This is a genomic window from Kosakonia sp. (assembly GCF_032052965.1).
GTDB lineage: Bacteria > Pseudomonadota > Gammaproteobacteria > Enterobacterales > Enterobacteriaceae > Kosakonia.
This window is the reverse complement of record NZ_DAMBVN010000003.1, coordinates 63457-81561: the sequence shown is the minus strand read 5'-3', so window position 1 is coordinate 81561 and position 18105 is coordinate 63457. Positions and strand designations below refer to the sequence as shown.

Genomic DNA, 18105 nt, shown 5'->3' with positions numbered 1-18105 from the left:
GATGGATTACTTGCAGCAACCGCAGGCTATTGAAGCCAGGAGTTTTGTCATCATTGGCGACATCATTACCCAAACCCGCCCGGAATACCGCTTTGCCAGCCCACTGCACGAAGCCGTGATCAAACGGGTGATCCACACCACTGCCGATTTTGACTGGCTGGACATCCTGTGGTTTTCCGCCGACGCGCTGGAAGGCCTGTGCAGCGCCATTACCCGCGGCTGCACGCTCTATACCGATACCACCATGGCGCTCTCCGGCATTAACAGAACGCTGCTGGCGCACTTTGGCGGCGAAGTACGCTGCTATATCTCCGATCCGCGCGTGGTACGTCGTGCCAAAGCGGACGGCATCACACGTTCAATGGCGGCAGTCGATTTAGCGTTGGGTGAAGAGGGCGAAAAAGTTTTTGTCTTCGGTAATGCGCCGACAGCGCTGTTTCGTCTGCTCGAACACCAGGCGCAAGTTAGCGGCGTGGTGGGCGTACCGGTCGGTTTTGTTGGCGCGGAAGAGTCGAAAGAGGCGCTGGTTGAAAGCGGTTTACCCGCCATTGCCGCCCGTGGCCGCAAAGGGGGCAGCAACGTTGCGGCGGCCATCATCAATGCGCTGCTCTACCAGCTGCGGGAGGTACAATGAGCGAACCGGCGTTTGATGCTCCGGTGTGGCATAACGGAAAAGCACTTCGCAAAGGTTATACCACCGGGTCCTGCGCCACGGCGGCCGCGAAAGTCGCCGCGCTGATGGTGCTGCGTCAGCACATCATCCATCAGGTTTCCATTGTCACGCCCTCTGGCGTCACCTTGCATCTCAACGTGGAGTCGCCTCATATCGAAGGGCAACAAGCCCTGGCCGCGATACGCAAAGATGGCGGTGACGATGTCGATGCGACACACGGCATGCTGATTTTTGCCCGTGTGGCGTTAAACGACAGCGGGGACATAACGCTGCGTGGCGGCGAAGGCGTAGGGCGAGTTACCCGCAAAGGCATCGGCCTTGCGATAGGCGAAGCGGCGATCAATCGCACGCCGCGGCAGACCATTGAAGCCGCTGTCCGCGAGGTGATTGGCCCGACACGTGGCGCTGAGGTGGAAATTTTCGCCCCGGAAGGGGAAGCGCGGGCAAAGAAAACCTACAACGGGCGGCTTGGTATTCTGGGTGGCATTTCGATTATCGGCACGACCGGCATTGTCACGCCCATGTCGGAAGAGAGCTGGAAACGGTCACTGTCGCTGGAGCTGGAACTGAAACGCGCAGCCGGCATGGAGCGGGTGATTCTGGTTCCCGGCAACCACGGCGAACGCTTTGCCCGTGAGCAGCTTGGCGTGTCGGGCGAGCTTGTGGTGACAATGAGTAACTTCGTTGGCTACATGATTGAAGAGGCGGTACGGCTCGGGTTCAGGCAGGTCGTCCTGATTGGCCACCCCGGCAAACTGGTGAAAATTGCCGCCGGGATCTTCCATACCCACAGCCATATTGCCGACGCACGTATGGAAACCCTGGTGGCGCATCTGGCTCTTCTCGGCGCTCCTCACGCGTTACTGCTGGCCGTGAGCGAATGCGACACCACTGAAGCGGCGATGGAGCATATCGACGCGGCCGGGTTCAGTCACCTTTACGATCGCCTGGCAACGCGCATTTGTCAGCGTATAGAGCAGATGCTGCGTTTCACCCGCCAGCCGCCACAATGCGATGCCGTGATGTTCTCCTTTGATAACACGGTGCTGGGCAGCAACCGCCCGCTGGAAACTATCGCAAGGGAGCTGCAATGTTAACCGTCGCAGGAATGGGGCCAGGCAACCTTGCCTTAATGACGCCCGCAGCTTTAGACGCCGTAGCCCAGGCGGACGTGCTGGTCGGCGGAAAGCGCCATCTGGCGCAGTTTCCCGCTTTCGGTGGTGAGAAACGTGCGCTGGATGCGGATATCCCCGGTTTACTGACCTGGCTGGAGCAGCAAGCCGCCCGCCGTGTGGTGGTGCTGGCGTCTGGCGACCCGCTGCTGTATGGCATTGGCACCCGTCTGGTGGCGCATTTTGGCATTCAACGGCTGCGCATCATTCCTGGCATTAGCGCCGCTCAGTATCTCTGCTCACGCACGGGGATTGATATGAACGACATCTGGCTGACCAGCAGCCACGGGCGCGACGTGGATTTTGCGCGGCTTGTGCGTGAGCGAAAAGTGGCGATGGTCACCGACGCGCACTGTGGCCCGAAAGCCATTGCCGATGCCCTGATTGCGCGTGGCGCGGCAGATCGCTGGCTGGTGATCGGTGAAAACCTGGGCATGGACAATGAGCGTATCCACCGGGTACGCCCGGCGGATGTCCTGGAGCAATACGCGATGAATGTGGTGGTGATCCTCAATGAAAGATGAGCTGTTTATTCGTGGCGAAAAAGTGCCGATGACCAAAGAAGCGGTACGTGCGCTGGCGCTGTCGAAACTGGCACTGCAGCATGCGCACCACTTGATTGATATCGGGGCGGGGACGGGCAGCGTCTCGATTGAGGCGGCGCTAACGCACCCACAACTGCGGGTCACGGCCATTGAACGTAACCCCGCGGCGCTCGGTTTACTGGAAGAGAACTGTCTGCGTTTTGCCTGCCGCAATATCGCCATTGTGGCCGGGGTTGCGCCACTGTTTGTCGATCAGACCGCAGACGCCGTATTCATGGGCGGCAGCGGCGGCAATCTGACGCAACTGATTGACTGGTCTTTGGCACAGTTGCACCCCGGTGGTCGGTTAGTGATGACTTTTATTTTGCAGGAGAACCTCAACACCGCGCTGGCGCACCTGGCCTCTTGCCCGGTAATCGCGCTGGATTGCCAGCAAATTCAGGTTTCGCTGCTGACCGGGCTTGGCAGCGGTCACTACTTTAAACCCCATAATCCCGTTTTTTTGATTTCCTGCGAAAAGGAGAAGCGCCATGGCTGACAACATGTCGGCAAGCACTGTGTGGTTTGTTGGTGCCGGGCCGGGCGACAAGGAGTTGATCACCCTCAAAGGGTATCGACTGCTACAACAGGCGCAGGTGGTGATTTACGCCGGATCGCTGATCAATACCGAACTGCTGACCTATTGCCCGCCGGGAGCGGAGTGCCATGACAGCGCGGAACTGCACCTTGAACAAATTATTGACCTGATGGAAGCCGGGGTGAAACAAGGCAAAGTGGTGGTGCGCCTGCAAACCGGCGATGTGTCGCTGTATGGATCCGTTCGCGAACAGGGTGAAGTATTAACCCGCCGTGGCATTGACTGGCAGGTGGTGCCGGGGGTTAGCGCATTTTTGGGCGCAGCAGCAGAACTGGGGGTCGAGTACACCGTCCCGGAGGTGTCACAAAGCCTGATTATCACCCGGCTGGAAGGGCGCACCCCGGTCCCGCCGTGCGAACAACTGGAAGCCTTTGCCCGCCATCAGACCTCAATGGCTATCTACCTCTCCGTGCTGCGCATTCATCGCGTGGCGGAGCGCTTAATCGAAGGCGGTTACCCGCCGAACACACCGGTGGCGGTGATCTATAAAGCCACCTGGCCGGAGAGCCAGACCGTGCGCGGCACGCTGGCGGATATTGGTGACAAGGTTCGCGAGGCCGGGATCCGCAAAACCGCGTTGATCCTCGTCGGCGCATTTCTCGGTGAGGAGTACCACTACTCCCGACTCTACGCAGCGGACTTTAGCCATGAATACCGTAAAGCCTGACTCTGTTGCGCTGTTCTGCCTGACGCCAGGCGGCAAGGCGCTGGCTGAACGCCTGAAACCGGCGCTGCCTGTGACCTGCTTTACCAGCGAAGCGCTGCACACGCCAGGATTTGTTGCTTTTGAAGGCGGCTTTGCTCACGCCCTGCGCGAGGCATTTCGCCACGCTTCGGCAATCATTTTCATTGGCGCGACCGGCATTGCCGTGCGCGTTCTCGCGCCGCTGGTGAACGACAAATTTAGCGATCCGGCGGTGATCGTTATTGATGAGCGGGGCCAGCATGTGATTAGCCTGCTCTCCGGTCACTACGGCGGCGCAAATGCACTGGCGCGTTACCTGGCCGGGGTACTGGGGGCCGATCCGGTGATCACCACCGCGACCGATGTCAATGAAATGGCGGCACTGGACATGCTGGCCATTCAGTTGGATGCGCGTATGGCGGATTTACGCCCGGCGGTGAAAGAAGTCAACCACATGCTGGTGAGCGGTAAACGCGTTGGCTTGTGGTGCGAAAAGGCGCTGCAAGAAGAGCTCGACAGGTGCGATACGCGCGGGTTTATACCTGTGGCAGATCTCAGCGTGCTACCCGAACTGGATGGCCTTGTCTGCGTTACCACCCAGGCGACATTACCTGCGTCTGGCGTGCCACTTTACAAACTGGTGCCAAAACGGGTGGTTGCCGGCATTGGCTGCCGTCGTAATACGCCGTTTGAACTGCTCCTGACGTTGCTGCAACGGCAGTTGCTGGCGCACCACTTCGATCCGCTGGCGCTGCGTGCCATCGGCAGCATCACCCTGAAAAAGGATGAGCACGGGCTAAACGCGCTGGCGCAGCGGTTGCACGTACCGTTCGAGGTTTTTACTGCCGAGGCGCTGCGTCAGCATGAGCACCATTTTCCCGCTTCAGACTTCGTGCGGCAAGCCGCCGGGGTCGGCAGCGTGTCCGGCCCGGCCGCATGGCTCATGTGCCAGGGGCACAGGGTGGGCGAAACCCTGCGTGAGCAGGGCGTGACTATTACTTTGGGAGTATCACACTAATGTTAACCGTAATCGGGATTGGCCCGGGCTCGCAGGCGATGATGACCATGGAGGCCGTGGAAGCCTTGCAGGCGGCGGAGATTGTCGTCGGTTATAAAACGTATACCCATCTGGTGAAGGCGTTTACCGGCGATAAGCAGGTGATCAAAACCGGCATGTGCAAAGAGATTGAGCGCTGCCAGGCAGCCATTGAACTGGCGCAAGCCGGGCACAACGTGGCGTTGATCAGCAGCGGCGACGCTGGCATTTACGGCATGGCCGGGCTGGTGCTGGAACTGGTCAGTAAGCAGCAACTGGATGTGGAGGTGCGTCTGGTGCCGGGCATGACCGCCAGTATTGCCGCCGCTGCGCTGCTGGGTGCGCCGTTAATGCACGACTTTTGTCACATCAGCCTCAGCGATCTGATGACGCCCTGGTCGGTGATTGAAAAACGCATTGTTGCTGCCGGTGAAGCAGATTTTGTTATCTGTTTCTACAACCCGCGTAGTCGTGGTCGCGAAGGCCACCTTGCGCGGGCATTTGAATTGCTGGCGGCCAGCAAAAGCGCCAGTACCCCGGTTGGGGTAGTGAAATCCGCTGGTCGTAAAAAAGAAGAGAAATGGCTGACCACACTGGGCGACATGGATTTTGCCCCGGTGGATATGACCAGCCTGGTGATCGTCGGCAACCGCGCGACCTATGTGCAAAACGGCCTGATGATCACCCCCAGGGGGTACACCTTGTGATGGCCGGAGAAGTACTGGTGATTGGCGGCACCAGCGACGCACGCCATATCTGCCAGCAACTGGATGCGTCCGGGGTGTCGTATACCTTATCGGTGGCGACACCGACCGGGCAGCAACTTGCCGGAAATATTCGTGGTCAGGTGCGTTGCGGTCGTCTGGACATGCACGACATGGTGGCCTGGTTGCAACAAAACCGCACACGCTGGGTGATCGACGCCTCTCACCCGTATGCCGACGTCGTGAGCCGCAATATTGCGCTGGCCTGCGCGCAGGCAAAGGTGCTGTTAAGCCGTTATCAGCGACCGGAACAACAGCCGGATTTTGCCCACCCTCTGCTGTTTAACGTCGCCACCCTGGAAGCCGCGTGTGACAAAGCCCGCGAGCTGGGGGAGCGCGTTTTGTTGACCACCGGCAGTAAAGATCTGGCGCGCTGGCGGGCTGGTCTGCCCGGCAAAACGCTGTTGGCGCGCGTGTTGCCAGTGCCGGATGTTCTGGCGCAGTGCGCAGCGTTGGGGTTTGGCGTCGGCGAAATCTTCGCGCTCTGCGGCCCGTTCAGCGCGGAATTTAACGCGGCCTTTTACCGCCAGTACCGGGTTGACGTGATGATCACCAAAGCCTCGGGGGCAGAAGGGGGGTATCTGGAAAAGGTTTTGCCCGCGCTGGATGCTGGCATCCCGTGCATTGTAATTGCCCGCCCGCAGCCTGCGGTGATGGGGGAGGAGTTACTCGAGAGTCAGGACGCATTTTCGCAGCGTTTGCGGCGCTGGCTGGCGGCACAGTGAAGGAGAAAACATGAAAAAAGCACTTCTGGTAGTGAGTTTCGGCACCAGTTATCACGATACCTGTGAGAAAAACATCGTCGCCTGCGAACGTGAACTGGCGGCCAGTTGCCCGGATCGCACGCTTTTTCGCGCGTTTACCTCCGGCATGATCATTCGCAAACTGAAGCAGCGCGACAATGTGCATATCGACACGCCACTGGAGGCGCTGCAAAAGCTGGCGGATGCCGGTTATCAGGATGTGGCGATCCAGTCGCTGCACATTATCAACGGTGATGAATATGAAAAAATCGTCCGTGAAGTTCAGGCGCTGCGCCCGCTGTTTCAGCGGCTGGTGATTGGCGCACCGCTGCTCAGCAGCCATGACGATTACCTGCATCTGATGCAGGCGCTTTCACGCCAGATGCCGATGATTGGCCACGATGAGCGCGTGGTATTTATGGGGCATGGCGCCAGCCATCACGCCTTTTCTGCCTACGCCTGCCTTGACCATATGATGGCAGCGCACCGCTTCCCCGCGCGGGTTGGCGCGGTGGAAAGCTACCCGGAAATCGATCAACTGATCGACGAGCTGCGCCATCAGGACGTTAAGGCCGTGCATTTAATGCCGTTGATGCTGGTTGCGGGCGATCACGCGATTAACGACATGGCATCGGAGGATGACGATTCTTGGAAAACGCAATTTGAACGGGTTGGCATCGCCGCCACGCCATGGCTGCAAGGACTGGGGGAAAATGCCGACGTACGGGCGATGTTTGTTGATCATCTGCAACAAGCGCTGGCACAGAAAATGGAGGCCGCAGCATGAGCGGTAAGCTTTACGCCTTGAGCACCGGGCCAGGCGCAGCCGATCTGATCACCGTGCGCGGCGCACGCCTTCTTGGGCAGCTCGACGTGCTCTACGCCCCCGCCGGGCGCAAAGGCGGCGACAGCCTGGCGTTGTCAATTGTGCGTGAATACCTGGGTGAACAGACGGAAGTACGCTGTTGCCACTTCCCCATGAGCGCCGACAGCGCGGAAAAAGAAGCCGTGTGGAATGACGTTGCCACTGCGATGAACGCAGACGTGCAGGCCGGAAAGCAGGTCGGTTTTATCACCCTTGGCGATGCCATGTTGTTCAGCACCTGGGTGTTTTTGCTGCAACGTCTGCCGCACCCTGAATTACTGGAAATTGTTCCGGGGGTGACGTCGTTTGCCGCCATTGCGGCCCGCACACAGATGCCGCTGGCGATGGAGCAACAGTCGCTGGGCGTTATCTCCTGTACCGCTCCCGAGACGGACATTCGCCAGGCGTTGCACCATCACGACAGCCTGGTGTTGATGAAAGTGTATGGCCGCTTTGGACGCATCAAAGCATTGCTGATGGAAGCCGGTTTGCTCGACTGCGCGCTGATGATGGCCGAAGCGACACTGCCGGGGGAACAATGCTGGCGGCAGCTCGGTGAGGTCAGCGACGACCAGCCGCTACCCTATTTTTCCACTATCCTGGTGAATAAAGGAGTGAAGGGATGATCGCGCAAGGTCTGAAACGGCTGTCATTCAGCGGCCTGGCGGCAGCGTTGCTGCTGATGGTGGTGCCGCAAGAAGCGTTTGCCATGCACATCATGGAGGGGTTTTTGCCGCCCTTGTGGGCGCTGGCATGGTGGATGCTGTTTCTGCCGTGCCTGTGGTACGGGCTGGTGTGTCTGCGCCGCATTGTGGCGGAAGATAACAACCAGAAAGTGCTGCTGGCGCTGTGTGGTGCGTTTATTTTTGTCCTGTCGGCGTTAAAAATCCCCTCGGTAACGGGCAGTTGTTCGCACCCTACTGGCGTTGGCCTGGCGGTGATTATGTTTGGCCCCGGCGTCGTGGCGGTGTTGGGCGCGATTGTGCTGCTGTTCCAGGCGCTGTTGCTGGCGCACGGTGGCCTGACAACGCTTGGCGCAAACGGTATGTCGATGGCGGTAATTGGCCCGGTGGTGGGTTACCTGGTGTGGAAACTGGCCTGCCGCGCGAGGGTTCGCCGCGATGTGGCGGTGTTCCTTTGCGCCATGCTGGCGGATCTGGTGACTTACTTTGTTACGTCAGTACAGCTTGGGGTGGCCTTTCCGGACCCGCAACAGGGCGCCAGCGGATCGATCGTCAAATTTATGGGTATCTTCTGCCTGACGCAAATCCCGATTGCTCTCGCTGAAGGATTACTGACGGTGATGATTTACGAGCAGCTTACGAAACGTCAGCTGCTGAGCGTGCGGGGGCATTAAGGTGAAAAAAACAGTGATGTTACTGGCAATGGTGGTGGCGCTGATGGTATTGCCCTTTTTTATTAATCACGGCGGTGAATATGGCGGCGCTGACGGTGAGGCAGAAAGCCAGATCCTGGCCCTTGCTCCGCATTATCAACCGTGGTTCCAGCCCCTGTACGAACCCGCCAGCGGTGAGATCGAAAGCCTGTTGTTCACCCTGCAGGGTTCGATTGGTGCAGCGGTGATTTTCTACATCCTTGGCTATATGAAAGGCAGGCAGCGTGATCGCGACCGCGCTTGATCGGCTTAGTTACCAGAGCCGCTGGTATGCGGTGGCACCCGAGCGTAAGTTCATGTTCTGGCTGGTAATAATGGCGCTGGCATTGACCCTGACGCCGTTTGGGCAGGCTATGTTGCTGGCGCTACTGGCGGCTTTCACCTGCTGGTTGCTGCGCATCTCCCTACGGCGCTGGCTACGCTGGATGGCGATCCCGATTGGTTTTTTGCTGGTGGGTGTGGTGACCATCCTGTTCAGCATTACCCCCGAACCGCAACAGGTGATATTCGGCGTGCAGATGGGCAGTGTGTGGCTGGGTGTGACGCCGGAAGGGCTGGCGGCGGCGAACGGCACGCTGTGGCGCAGTCTGGCTGCGCTGGCAGCCACGTTCTGGCTGGTGCTGAATTTACCTTTCCCGCAATTGATCCTGCTACTGAAACGTGGGCGTGTGCCGCGTCTGTTGACCGAGCAAATCCTGCTGACCTGGCGTTTTATCTTTATTCTGCTGGACGAAGCGGCGGCGATCCACCGGGCGCAGACGCTGCGTTTTGGCTACCGAACCCTGCCGCAGGGTTACCATTCGCTGGCGATGCTGGTTGGTCTGTTATTTACCCGCGTGCTGTTGCGTTATAAAGCGATGGCGATCACGCTGGATATCAAACTTTATCAGGGTGATTTTCACCTGTAAGGATATGGCATGCTGGTCACCGATAACCTGTGGTTCAGTTACCAGGATGAACCGACGCTGAAAGGGTTGACCCTCGACTTTTCCCGCCAGCCGGTCACCGGCCTGGTGGGAGCCAATGGCTGCGGCAAATCGACGCTGTTTATGAACCTGAGCGGCATTTTGCGCCCGCAACAAGGGGCAGTGTTGTGGCAGGGTAAACCGCTGGACTACAGCAAGCGTGGCTTGCTGGCGTTGCGCCAGCAAGTGGCAACGGTATTTCAGGATCCCGATCAGCAAATTTTTTATACCGATATCGACAGTGACATAGCCTTTAGCCTGCGTAACATTGGCGTACCGGAAGAGGATATTGCCCACCGCGTTGACGATGCGCTGACGCTGGTCGATGCGCACTCTTTCCGCCAACAGCCGATTCAGTGCCTGAGCCATGGGCAGAAAAAACGTGTCGCTATCGCTGGTGCGCTGGTATTACAGGCGCACTATTTGCTGCTGGATGAGCCGACCGCCGGGCTGGATCCTGCCGGGCGAACCCAGATGATAAACATCATTCGGCGTATTGTGGCGCAGGGCAATCATGTGGTGATTTCCAGCCATGACATTGATTTGATTTATGAAATCTGCGATGCAGTGTATGTGCTGCGTCGCGGAGAATCGCTGGCGCAGGGGACGCCGGGCGACGTATTTGCCCGCCGGGCGTTGATTGAAGCGGCCGGTCTGACACAGCCCTGGCTGGTGAAACTGCACAGCGAGCTGGGAATGCCGCTGTGCAAAAGCGAAGATGAATTTTTTGCCCGGATGCGGGCAATGCCGGTTAAGGAGGCGTCATGACGCAGGCAATTATGCTGCAAGGCACCGCGTCGGATGTGGGCAAGAGCGTGCTGGTCGCGGGGTTGTGCCGTATTTTTTATCAGGATGGGCGAAAGACCGCGCCGTTTAAATCGCAGAACATGGCGCTGAATTCCGGCATAACACCGGAGGGCCAGGAGATGGGGCGTGCACAAATTTTCCAGGCTGAAGCGGCAGGTATTGAACCGGATGTGCGCATGAACCCGGTGTTACTGAAACCGACCAGCGACAGGAAAGCGCAGGTGGTGCTAATGGGTAAAGTCGCCACCAATATGGACGCCGTAAGCTATCACGCCTATAAACCCCGCTTGCGCGAGCAAATTATTGGGGTGTACCAAAGCCTTGCAAGCGAGTATGACGTGCTGGTACTGGAAGGGGCTGGCAGCCCGGCGGAGATTAACCTGCGCGATCGCGATATCGTTAATATGGGCATGGCAGAAATGGCAGGGTGCCCGGTGATCCTGGTGGCAGATATCGACCGGGGCGGCGTTTTTGCCGCGATTTACGGTACGCTGGCGTTGTTGCAGGAGCATGAGCGCTGGCGCGTGAAAGGGGTCATCATCAATAAATTTCGCGGCGATGAGGCGCTGTTAACCCCCGGCATTCAGCAGATCGAAGCGTTGACGGGCGTCCCGGTCATTGGCGTGATGCCGTGGCTGGATGTCGACCTCGAAGATGAGGACGGCGTGGCATTACAACGCGGCAAATACCTGCTTAGCCACGAGCGGGCACTGGATATCGCGGTTGTTCAACTGCCGCATATCGCTAATTTTACCGATTTTAATGCGCTCGCGGCCCAGCCGGATGTTCGCGTGCATTATGCCCGCACCGCCGAGGCGCTGTGCACCGCCGACCTGATTATTCTGCCAGGCAGTAAAAATACGCTGGGCGATCTCAACTGGTTACGGGAAAGCGGGCTGGCAAAAGCGGTGCTTGATGCCCACCGCGCCGGTGTGCCGGTGATCGGCGTGTGTGGTGGTTACCAAATGCTCGGCGAAACCATCATCGATGAGGTGGAGTCCACGCTGGGTACCCAACCAGGGCTGGGATTACTGGAGACGGTCACCCGGTTTGCCCGTGACAAAACCACGACCCGCGTAGAGGCTTGCATGCATGCGTCGTTGCCCGGCTGGCTGGCTTGTTGCAACGGACTGGCGCTGCGCGGCTACGAAATTCACATGGGCGAAACTACCCTGCACAGCGACTGCCAGCCCGCATTGTGGCTGCACAAAAATGACCACCGTGTGGCGGATGGCGCGGTGAGTGCCGACGGGCAGGTGTGGGGGACTTACGTGCACGGTTTGTTCGACAACGATGCGTTTACCCGCGCATTGCTGAACGGCCTGCGCCAGCGTAAAGGACTGCCACCGCTGGACGTAGCGCTGAATTATGCGCACTACAAAGCGCAGCAGTTTGATATTCTCGCCAGCGCCATGCGCAAGCATGTCGATATTGAACGCCTTTACCAGATTATGCAGCAGCATCAGGAGCCAGCATGTTAACCCTTGTTACCGGCGGTGCGCGCAGCGGCAAAAGTCGCCATGCGGAGTCGCTGGTTGCCCATGCCACCAGCGTGTTGTACATCGCTACTTCGCAAATTTTCGATGCGGAAATGGCGGCGCGTATCCAGCATCACCGGGAAGACCGCCCGACCCACTGGCGCACCGAGGAGCGCTGGCAACAGCTGGCAGAGATTATTACCCCGCGAAATAACCCCGATGAAGCCGTGCTGCTGGAGTGCATCACCACTCTGGTGACCAATCTGCTGTTTGCCTTTGGCGAAGGTGAAGAGGTCGGGAACTGGGATTACGTTGCGCTGGAAGCCCGCGTGCAGCAAGAGATCGACGCATTGCTTGCCGCCTGTGCGGCCTGCCCGTCGCCCGTGGTGCTGGTAACCAATGAAGTCGGAATGGGCATTGTGCCGGAAAACCGCCTGGCGCGGCACTTCCGGGACATTGCCGGGCGCGTCAATCAACGGCTGGCACAGGCGGCAGATGACGTGTGGCTGGTGGTGTCGGGTATTGGAGTCAAAATCAAATGATCAAATTGTTCTTCGCCACGCTGTCGTTTATCAGCCGTTTACCGGTACCCGGCCGTTGTGTTCAGGGGCTGGATGTGGCGGATTATGTGCGCGGCATTGTGACCTTTCCGCTGGTGGGCGTGCTACTCGGTGCGTTAAGTGGCGGGGTACTGGTGGTGTTGCAACCCTGGTGTGGCGCGCCGCTGGCAGCTTTGTTTGCGGTGCTGACGCTGGCGTTATTAACGGGCGGTTTCCACCTGGATGGTCTGGCCGATACCTGCGATGGCGTTTTTTCCGCCAGGCGGCGGGAAAAGATGCTGGAAATCATGCGTGACAGTCGTCTCGGCACACATGGCGGTCTGGCGCTGGTCTTTGTGCTGGTGGCGAAAATCCTTGTGCTCAGTGAACTGCAATTGCGTGATAGCGCCATGATCGCCTCGCTCGCCGCAGCCTGTGCCGTGGGGCGCGGCGGCTCGGTGTTACTGATGTTCGGCCATCGTTATGCCCGTGAAGAGGGGCTGGGAAACCTGTTTATTGGGAAGGTTTCGGGCAAAGACACCCTGATCACCTTGATCCTCACCGCGTTGATTGTGGCCGGGCTACTCGGCGGTAAAGGCGTTGTGGCACTGCTGGTGACGCTGGCGGCGCTGTTTTTGCTTGGGCTGCTGCTCAAACGCACGCTCGGTGGTCAGACCGGCGACACGTTAGGGGCGGCGATTGAGCTGGGCGAACTGATTTTTCTTCTGGTGCTGTTATAAACAGCACGCAACATAATGAGAAACACCATGCAGACTTTGATGACTTTACTGGCTGGGATCCCCGCGCCCGATGATGTGGCAATGGCACAGGCACAGCAGCATCTTGATGGCTTACTGAAGCCCGTGGGCAGCCTGGGGAGGCTGGAGGCATTAGCCGTCCAGCTGGCGGGGATGCCCGGGCTGAACGGGTTACCGCGAATGCGCGAAAAAGCGATCGTGGTGATGTGCGCCGACCATGGTGTCTGGCATGAAGGGGTGACCGTTTCTCCTCGCGTGGTGACAGCCATTCAGGCGGCCAATATGACCCAGGCGACGACTGGCGTCTGCGTTCTGGCCGCGCAGGCCGGGGCGAAAGTGCATGTGCTGGATGTCGGTATTGATGCCGATCCCATTCCCGGCCTGGTCAATATGAAAGTGGCGCGCGGCAGCGGCAATATCGCCACTGGCCCGGCAATGAGTGCGCAACAAGCGGAAGCGCTGCTGCTGGAAACGGTTCACTATACCCGTGAACTGGCGCAGCAAGGGGTGACCCTGTTTGGCGTGGGTGAACTGGGTATGGCGAACACCACGCCAGCGGCAGCCATCGTCAGCGTGTTGACTGGGGAGGCGCCGGGATCCGTGGTGGGTATTGGCGCGAATCTGCCGGAATCCTTGCTGGGGCACAAAGCGGCGGTAGTGCGTAACGCAATAGCAGTTAACCAGCCCGATGCGGCGAACGGGCTTGATGTGCTGGCGAAAGTCGGCGGTTATGATCTGCTGGGCATGACCGGGGTAATGCTGGGAGCGGCCTCCTGCGGGTTGCCCGTGGTGCTGGACGGTTTCCTCTCCTACGCGTCGGCGCTGGCCGCGTGCAGGATTGCCCCACAGGTAAAACCGTATCTGATCCCCTCACACCTCTCCGCCGAGAAAGGCGCGCGTGTTGCGCTCGAACATCTTGGCCTCGAGCCGTATCTCAATATGGGGATGCGTTTAGGGGAAGGCAGCGGCGCAGCGCTGGCGATGCAACTGGTGGATGCCGCCTGCGCCATTTACCACAACATGGGCACGCTTGCAGACAGTAATATTGTGTTGCCAGAGGGTAAATAACCAGCCTTCACTTTCTGATAATTATGTATTTATCAGGCCTGATCATCCGGCATACTGCCGCGCGCCATCGCCTGTAACAGGGTATCCAGCAAGCCGGGGAAACAGATATCCAGGTCTTCCCGGCGCAGTGAAATCATATTTTCCCGCCCCTGCGGGCGCTGCCACACCACACCGCTATCGCGCAATACGCGCCAGTGATGGGTCATGGTCGATTTCGCCACATCGTCCGGGCGCAGCGCATTACAGCTCAGTTCACTGCCGTCGGCCAGCCGCTTTATGATCGCCAGCCGCAGGGGGTTGCCAAGGGCCAATAGCACATTTTCAAGGCGAAATTGTTCACGTTCTGGGTGGTTAGCGATCATCATTTTCCTGTATTGGCGGGTACGCGGCAGACATCAATTGCGGACCGCATCGGCGGCTGGGCCGGTACTATACGCAAACTGTATGGCGAAAGCCACGACGTCAATCGTTACGCCATCAATCGTAATAATAGCAAAAATAGTTCGAATATACTCGTACTTTTGTACTATCATAGATGCCGTGAATGAAATGCGGCCAATTCCGGCCGTGAACAAACAGTCAAATGACTAAGGACGCATCATGCCCCGACCCATTCCTCTCGAACGTTATCGCAACATCGGTATCTCCGCGCATATCGATGCCGGTAAAACAACCACCACGGAACGCATCCTGTTTTACACCGGGATAAGCCACAAACTGGGGGAAGTACACGATGGCGCGGCAACAACCGACTGGATGGCGCAGGAGCAGGAACGCGGCATTACCATTACTTCGGCTGCGGTAAGCTGCTTCTGGCCCGGTATGGACCGCGGTTATGAGCCCCATCGCATCAATATTATTGATACCCCAGGGCACGTGGATTTCACGATTGAAGTGGAACGTTCTATGCGGGTACTCGATGGCGCAGTGATGGTGTATGACTCCGTTGGCGGTGTGCAGCCGCAGTCGGAAACCGTATGGCGTCAGGCCAATAAATATCATGTGCCGCGTCTCGCCTTTGTCAACAAAATGGATCGCCCCGGCGCGGACTTCTTCCGCGTGGTGCAGATGATGGTCGACCGGCTGAAAGCCAACCCGGTGCCGATTGTTATTCCGATTGGCGCAGAAGAGCACTTCACTGGCGTGGTGGATCTGATCAAAATGCGCGAAATCATCTGGGATGATGCCACGCAGGGGATGACATTCAGCTACGGCCCGGTGCCGGACGAGTTGCTGGTAACGGCACAGGTGTGGCGTGAAAAAATGATCGCTGCCGCCGCTGAAGCCAGCGAGACATTGATGGATAAATATCTGGAAACGGGTTCGCTGGATGAGGCTGAGATTATCGAAGGTCTGCGTAAACGCACCATTGCGGGTGAGATCCAGCCGATGTTGTGTGGCAGTGCGTTTAAAAACAAAGGCGTTCAACGCATGCTGGATGCGGTCGTCGAGCTAATGCCTTCGCCGCTGGATATTCCTGCCATTCAGGGCGTGGATGAAAAAGGCCGGGTGGCTGAACGTCATGCCAGCGATGACGAGCCGTTCTCGGCGCTGGCATTCAAACTGATGACCGACCCGTATGTAGGCCAGTTGACCTTTATCCGCGTCTATTCCGGCGTGCTGAAAAAAGGGGATGCTGTCTACAACCCGGTCAAAGGTAAGAAAGAGCGCATTGGGCGTATTGTGCAGATGCATGCCAACGATCGCCACGAAGTGGACGAACTGCGCGCAGGCGATATAGCCGCCTGTGTCGGACTGAAGGACGTCACAACGGGCGACACGTTAAGTGACCCGGATACGGTGATCACCCTGGAACGGATGGAGTTTCCGGAGCCAGTGATTTCGCTGGCCATTGAACCGAAAACAAAAGCGGACCAGGAAAAGATGGGCATTGCGCTGCAACGACTGGCCGCTGAAGATCCGTCGTTCCGTCTGCATACTGACGAAGAGTCTGGCCAGACGATCATTTCCGGCATGGGTGAGTTGCACCTGGAAATTATCGTTGATCGGATGAAACGTGAATTCGGCGTGGAGGCGAACATTGGTCGCCCGCAGGTGACTTACCGTGAAACGTTACGCAAAACGGTAAAAGATATTGAAGGCAAATTTGTCCGCCAGTCCGGTGGTAAAGGGCAATATGGGCATGTGGTATTAACACTTGAGCCGCAGGCACCGGGAACGGGCTTTGTATTTGAAGATGCCACCAAGGGCGGCGTGGTGCCGCGCGAGTATATTCCCTCGGTGGAAAAAGGCCTGCGCGAAGCCATGAATAACGGCGTGCTGGCGGGCTATCCGGTTGTCGATGTGAAAGCGATCCTGACATTTGGTTCCTATCACGATGTTGACTCCTCGGAAATGGCCTTCCGTATGGCGGCGATTTTTGGCTTTAAAGAGGGGGCGCGTAAAGCGGACCCGGCGATCCTTGAACCGGTGATGCACGTAGAAGTGGAAACGCCGGAAGAGTACGCCGGTAACATTATGGGCGATCTCTCCTCACGGCGCGGAATGGTGCAGGGCATGGAAGAGCGCTTTGGTAGCCAGATTATTCGGGCAGATGTGCCGCTGGCAGAAATGTTTGGCTACTCCACCACGCTGCGTTCCATGTCGCAGGGGCGTGCAACCTACAGCATGGAGTTCCACCACTACGCGGAGGCGCCGCGCAACGTGGCAGACGATATTATCGCGAGCCGCACCAAAGCCTGACGCATAAGCGACAAAACCCAAACCCCGCTTCGGCGGGGTTTTTATTGTGATCGCTTTCTCTTCCTGACCGAACATCCTGTGTCGTGCATGTTTTTTTGACGCACCAGGCGGGTAACGCCCTGTAAAAAGGGAGAAAAAGGATAAAGCGGGCTATGATATACACATCTTTGCGGTGCCCGAGGAAAGGAACTGATGCGTCGAATTCAATTTTTGTTTTGCCTGTTGGCCCTGCTCTGCGCGTCCCGTGTGCTGGCAGTTAGTTACCCGTTGCCGCCGGAAGGTAGCCGACTGGTGGGCAACCCGCAAATTATCACGGTTCCGCCGGGTAATACGCTGCCGCTGGAAGCTTTCGCGGCGCAATACGGTCAGGGGCTGAGCAATATGCTGGAAGCGAACCCGGACGTCGATCCGTTCCTGCCCAAATCGGGGTCGCAACTGACCATACCGCAGCAAATCATCCTGCCCGCTACCGTGCGAGAAGGCATCGTGGTGAATGTGGCCGAAATGCGCCTCTACTATTACCCGAAAGAGAGCAACACGGTGGAGATTTTACCCATCGGTATTGGCCAGGCCGGGCGAGAAACGCCGCGCAACTGGGTGACGGCGGTCGAGCGTAAGCAGGAAGGGCCGACCTGGAGCCCAACGCCGAATACCCGGCGTGAATATGCCAAAGAGGGGAAAACCCTGCCGGCGTTTGTACCCGCCGGGCCGGATAACCCGATGGGGCTGTACGCCATCTATATTGGTAAGCTCTACGCCATTCACGGCACCAATTCGAATTTTGGTATCGGGCTGCGCGTCAGCCAGGGCTGTATCCGCCTGCGAAACGCAGACATTCAATATTTGTTTGATAACGTGCCTGTGGGGACCAGGGTGCAGATTATCGATCAGCCGGTAAAAACCACCCTCGAACCGGATGGGAGCCGCTGGATTGAAGTCCATGAACCGTTGTCGCGCAACCGCGCGGAGTTTGAATCGACCAATAAAGTGCCGCTGCCCATGTCGCCGGTGCTACGCGCCGCGATGCAGGGTGAAGGGGTGGATGCGAACCGGGCAACTGAAGCGCTCGAATGTCGTTCCGGCATGCCGGTGAATATCAGCACGCTGCAGGTAACCAAGAGCGGTCACTTATAATTTGGTGATACAGGAATACATTTACCCGAATGAAAAAATATTCATTCGGTTTTTATTGTCATCCCTAAATCGTCTCCCCGGGAGGGAGGTTTAATTTTTTAGACATATCCTGAAAAATAAACTTCACAAAATGGAGT

General features: G+C 58.0%; 21 protein-coding genes. 20 read left to right on the top strand and 1 reads right to left on the bottom strand.

What is annotated here, in order from left to right; genetic code table 11:
- Position 1: 1 nt before the first annotated feature.
- Genes RTX30_RS05535 through cobT form a run of 18 tightly spaced genes read left to right on the top strand, consistent with a single transcriptional unit; the run spans position 2 to position 14131 of the window.
- Positions 2 to 634, top strand: coding sequence for a cobalt-precorrin-8 methylmutase (locus RTX30_RS05535; protein ID WP_312687639.1), 633 nt, complete (start codon positions 2 to 4; stop codon positions 632 to 634).
- On the top strand, positions 631 to 1770 hold the full coding sequence (cbiD, locus tag RTX30_RS05530) for a cobalt-precorrin-5B (C(1))-methyltransferase CbiD (protein ID WP_312687638.1): 1140 nt from the start codon (positions 631 to 633) through the stop codon (positions 1768 to 1770). The genes RTX30_RS05535 and cbiD overlap by 4 nt, the downstream gene beginning before the upstream one ends.
- A complete protein-coding gene (gene cbiE / locus RTX30_RS05525; RefSeq protein ID WP_312687637.1) occupies positions 1764 to 2369 on the top strand; it encodes a precorrin-6y C5,15-methyltransferase (decarboxylating) subunit CbiE in 606 nt (201 codons plus the stop codon). Before cbiD ends, cbiE begins: the two co-directional genes overlap by 7 nt.
- Positions 2359 to 2928, top strand: a complete 570-nt coding sequence (locus RTX30_RS05520; RefSeq protein ID WP_312687635.1) for a decarboxylating cobalt-precorrin-6B (C(15))-methyltransferase — start codon at positions 2359 to 2361, stop codon at positions 2926 to 2928. Before cbiE ends, RTX30_RS05520 begins: the two co-directional genes overlap by 11 nt.
- The gene (locus RTX30_RS05515; protein WP_312687633.1) at positions 2921 to 3694 is read left to right on the top strand and encodes a cobalt-precorrin-4 methyltransferase; all 774 of its coding nucleotides are present in this window, start codon (positions 2921 to 2923) and stop codon (positions 3692 to 3694) included. The genes RTX30_RS05520 and RTX30_RS05515 overlap by 8 nt, the downstream gene beginning before the upstream one ends.
- Complete coding sequence (gene cbiG, locus RTX30_RS05510) at positions 3675 to 4730, top strand: cobalt-precorrin 5A hydrolase (protein WP_312687631.1); 1056 nt, start codon at positions 3675 to 3677, stop codon at positions 4728 to 4730. Before RTX30_RS05515 ends, cbiG begins: the two co-directional genes overlap by 20 nt.
- Positions 4730 to 5455: a precorrin-3B C(17)-methyltransferase gene (locus tag RTX30_RS05505; protein WP_312687630.1), complete on the top strand. Its 726-nt coding sequence runs from the start codon at positions 4730 to 4732 to the stop codon at positions 5453 to 5455. Before cbiG ends, RTX30_RS05505 begins: the two co-directional genes overlap by 1 nt.
- On the top strand, positions 5455 to 6237 hold the full coding sequence (locus RTX30_RS05500) for a cobalt-precorrin-6A reductase (protein ID WP_409429802.1): 783 nt from the start codon (positions 5455 to 5457) through the stop codon (positions 6235 to 6237). The genes RTX30_RS05505 and RTX30_RS05500 overlap by 1 nt, the downstream gene beginning before the upstream one ends.
- A 10-nt stretch (positions 6238 to 6247) precedes the next feature.
- A complete protein-coding gene (gene cbiK / locus RTX30_RS05495) occupies positions 6248 to 7042 on the top strand; it encodes a sirohydrochlorin cobaltochelatase (protein WP_312687626.1) in 795 nt (264 codons plus the stop codon).
- Positions 7039 to 7746: a cobalt-factor II C(20)-methyltransferase gene (locus tag RTX30_RS05490; RefSeq protein WP_312687624.1), complete on the top strand. Its 708-nt coding sequence runs from the start codon at positions 7039 to 7041 to the stop codon at positions 7744 to 7746. Before cbiK ends, RTX30_RS05490 begins: the two co-directional genes overlap by 4 nt.
- Positions 7743 to 8477 (top strand): cobalt ECF transporter S component CbiM, encoded by a 735-nt coding sequence (gene cbiM, locus RTX30_RS05485; RefSeq protein WP_312687621.1) that lies wholly within the window; start codon positions 7743 to 7745, stop codon positions 8475 to 8477. Before RTX30_RS05490 ends, cbiM begins: the two co-directional genes overlap by 4 nt.
- 1 nt (position 8478) lies before the next feature.
- A complete protein-coding gene (locus RTX30_RS05480) occupies positions 8479 to 8760 on the top strand; it encodes an energy-coupling factor ABC transporter substrate-binding protein (protein ID WP_312687619.1) in 282 nt (93 codons plus the stop codon).
- Complete coding sequence (locus RTX30_RS05475) at positions 8744 to 9424, top strand: energy-coupling factor ABC transporter transmembrane protein (RefSeq protein WP_312688204.1); 681 nt, start codon at positions 8744 to 8746, stop codon at positions 9422 to 9424. The genes RTX30_RS05480 and RTX30_RS05475 overlap by 17 nt, the downstream gene beginning before the upstream one ends.
- A 9-nt stretch (positions 9425 to 9433) precedes the next feature.
- Entirely contained in the window at positions 9434 to 10249 is an 816-nt protein-coding gene (locus RTX30_RS05470) for an energy-coupling factor ABC transporter ATP-binding protein (RefSeq protein ID WP_312687616.1), read from the top strand.
- Positions 10246 to 11769 (top strand): cobyric acid synthase, encoded by a 1524-nt coding sequence (locus tag RTX30_RS05465; protein ID WP_312687614.1) that lies wholly within the window; start codon positions 10246 to 10248, stop codon positions 11767 to 11769. The genes RTX30_RS05470 and RTX30_RS05465 overlap by 4 nt, the downstream gene beginning before the upstream one ends.
- On the top strand, positions 11763 to 12308 hold the full coding sequence (gene cobU, locus RTX30_RS05460) for a bifunctional adenosylcobinamide kinase/adenosylcobinamide-phosphate guanylyltransferase (RefSeq protein ID WP_312687612.1): 546 nt from the start codon (positions 11763 to 11765) through the stop codon (positions 12306 to 12308). The genes RTX30_RS05465 and cobU overlap by 7 nt, the downstream gene beginning before the upstream one ends.
- Positions 12305 to 13045: an adenosylcobinamide-GDP ribazoletransferase gene (gene cobS / locus RTX30_RS05455; RefSeq protein ID WP_312687610.1), complete on the top strand. Its 741-nt coding sequence runs from the start codon at positions 12305 to 12307 to the stop codon at positions 13043 to 13045. Before cobU ends, cobS begins: the two co-directional genes overlap by 4 nt.
- A 27-nt stretch (positions 13046 to 13072) precedes the next feature.
- Positions 13073 to 14131: a nicotinate-nucleotide--dimethylbenzimidazole phosphoribosyltransferase gene (gene cobT, locus RTX30_RS05450; RefSeq protein ID WP_312687609.1), complete on the top strand. Its 1059-nt coding sequence runs from the start codon at positions 13073 to 13075 to the stop codon at positions 14129 to 14131.
- Between the two features lie 32 nt (positions 14132 to 14163).
- On the opposite strand, the gene RTX30_RS05445 is transcribed toward cobT, so the two are convergent.
- Positions 14164 to 14493 (bottom strand): helix-turn-helix domain-containing protein, encoded by a 330-nt coding sequence (locus RTX30_RS05445; RefSeq protein ID WP_312687608.1) that lies wholly within the window; start codon positions 14491 to 14493, stop codon positions 14164 to 14166.
- A 238-nt stretch (positions 14494 to 14731) separates the two neighbouring features.
- On the opposite strand from RTX30_RS05445, the gene fusA reads away from it, so the two are divergent.
- Positions 14732 to 16834 (top strand): elongation factor G, encoded by a 2103-nt coding sequence (fusA, locus tag RTX30_RS05440; RefSeq protein ID WP_312687606.1) that lies wholly within the window; start codon positions 14732 to 14734, stop codon positions 16832 to 16834.
- A gap of 192 nt (positions 16835 to 17026) precedes the next feature.
- The gene (gene ldtA, locus RTX30_RS05435) at positions 17027 to 17968 is read left to right on the top strand and encodes a L,D-transpeptidase (RefSeq protein WP_312687604.1); all 942 of its coding nucleotides are present in this window, start codon (positions 17027 to 17029) and stop codon (positions 17966 to 17968) included.
- The last annotated feature ends 137 nt before the right edge of the window (positions 17969 to 18105 follow it).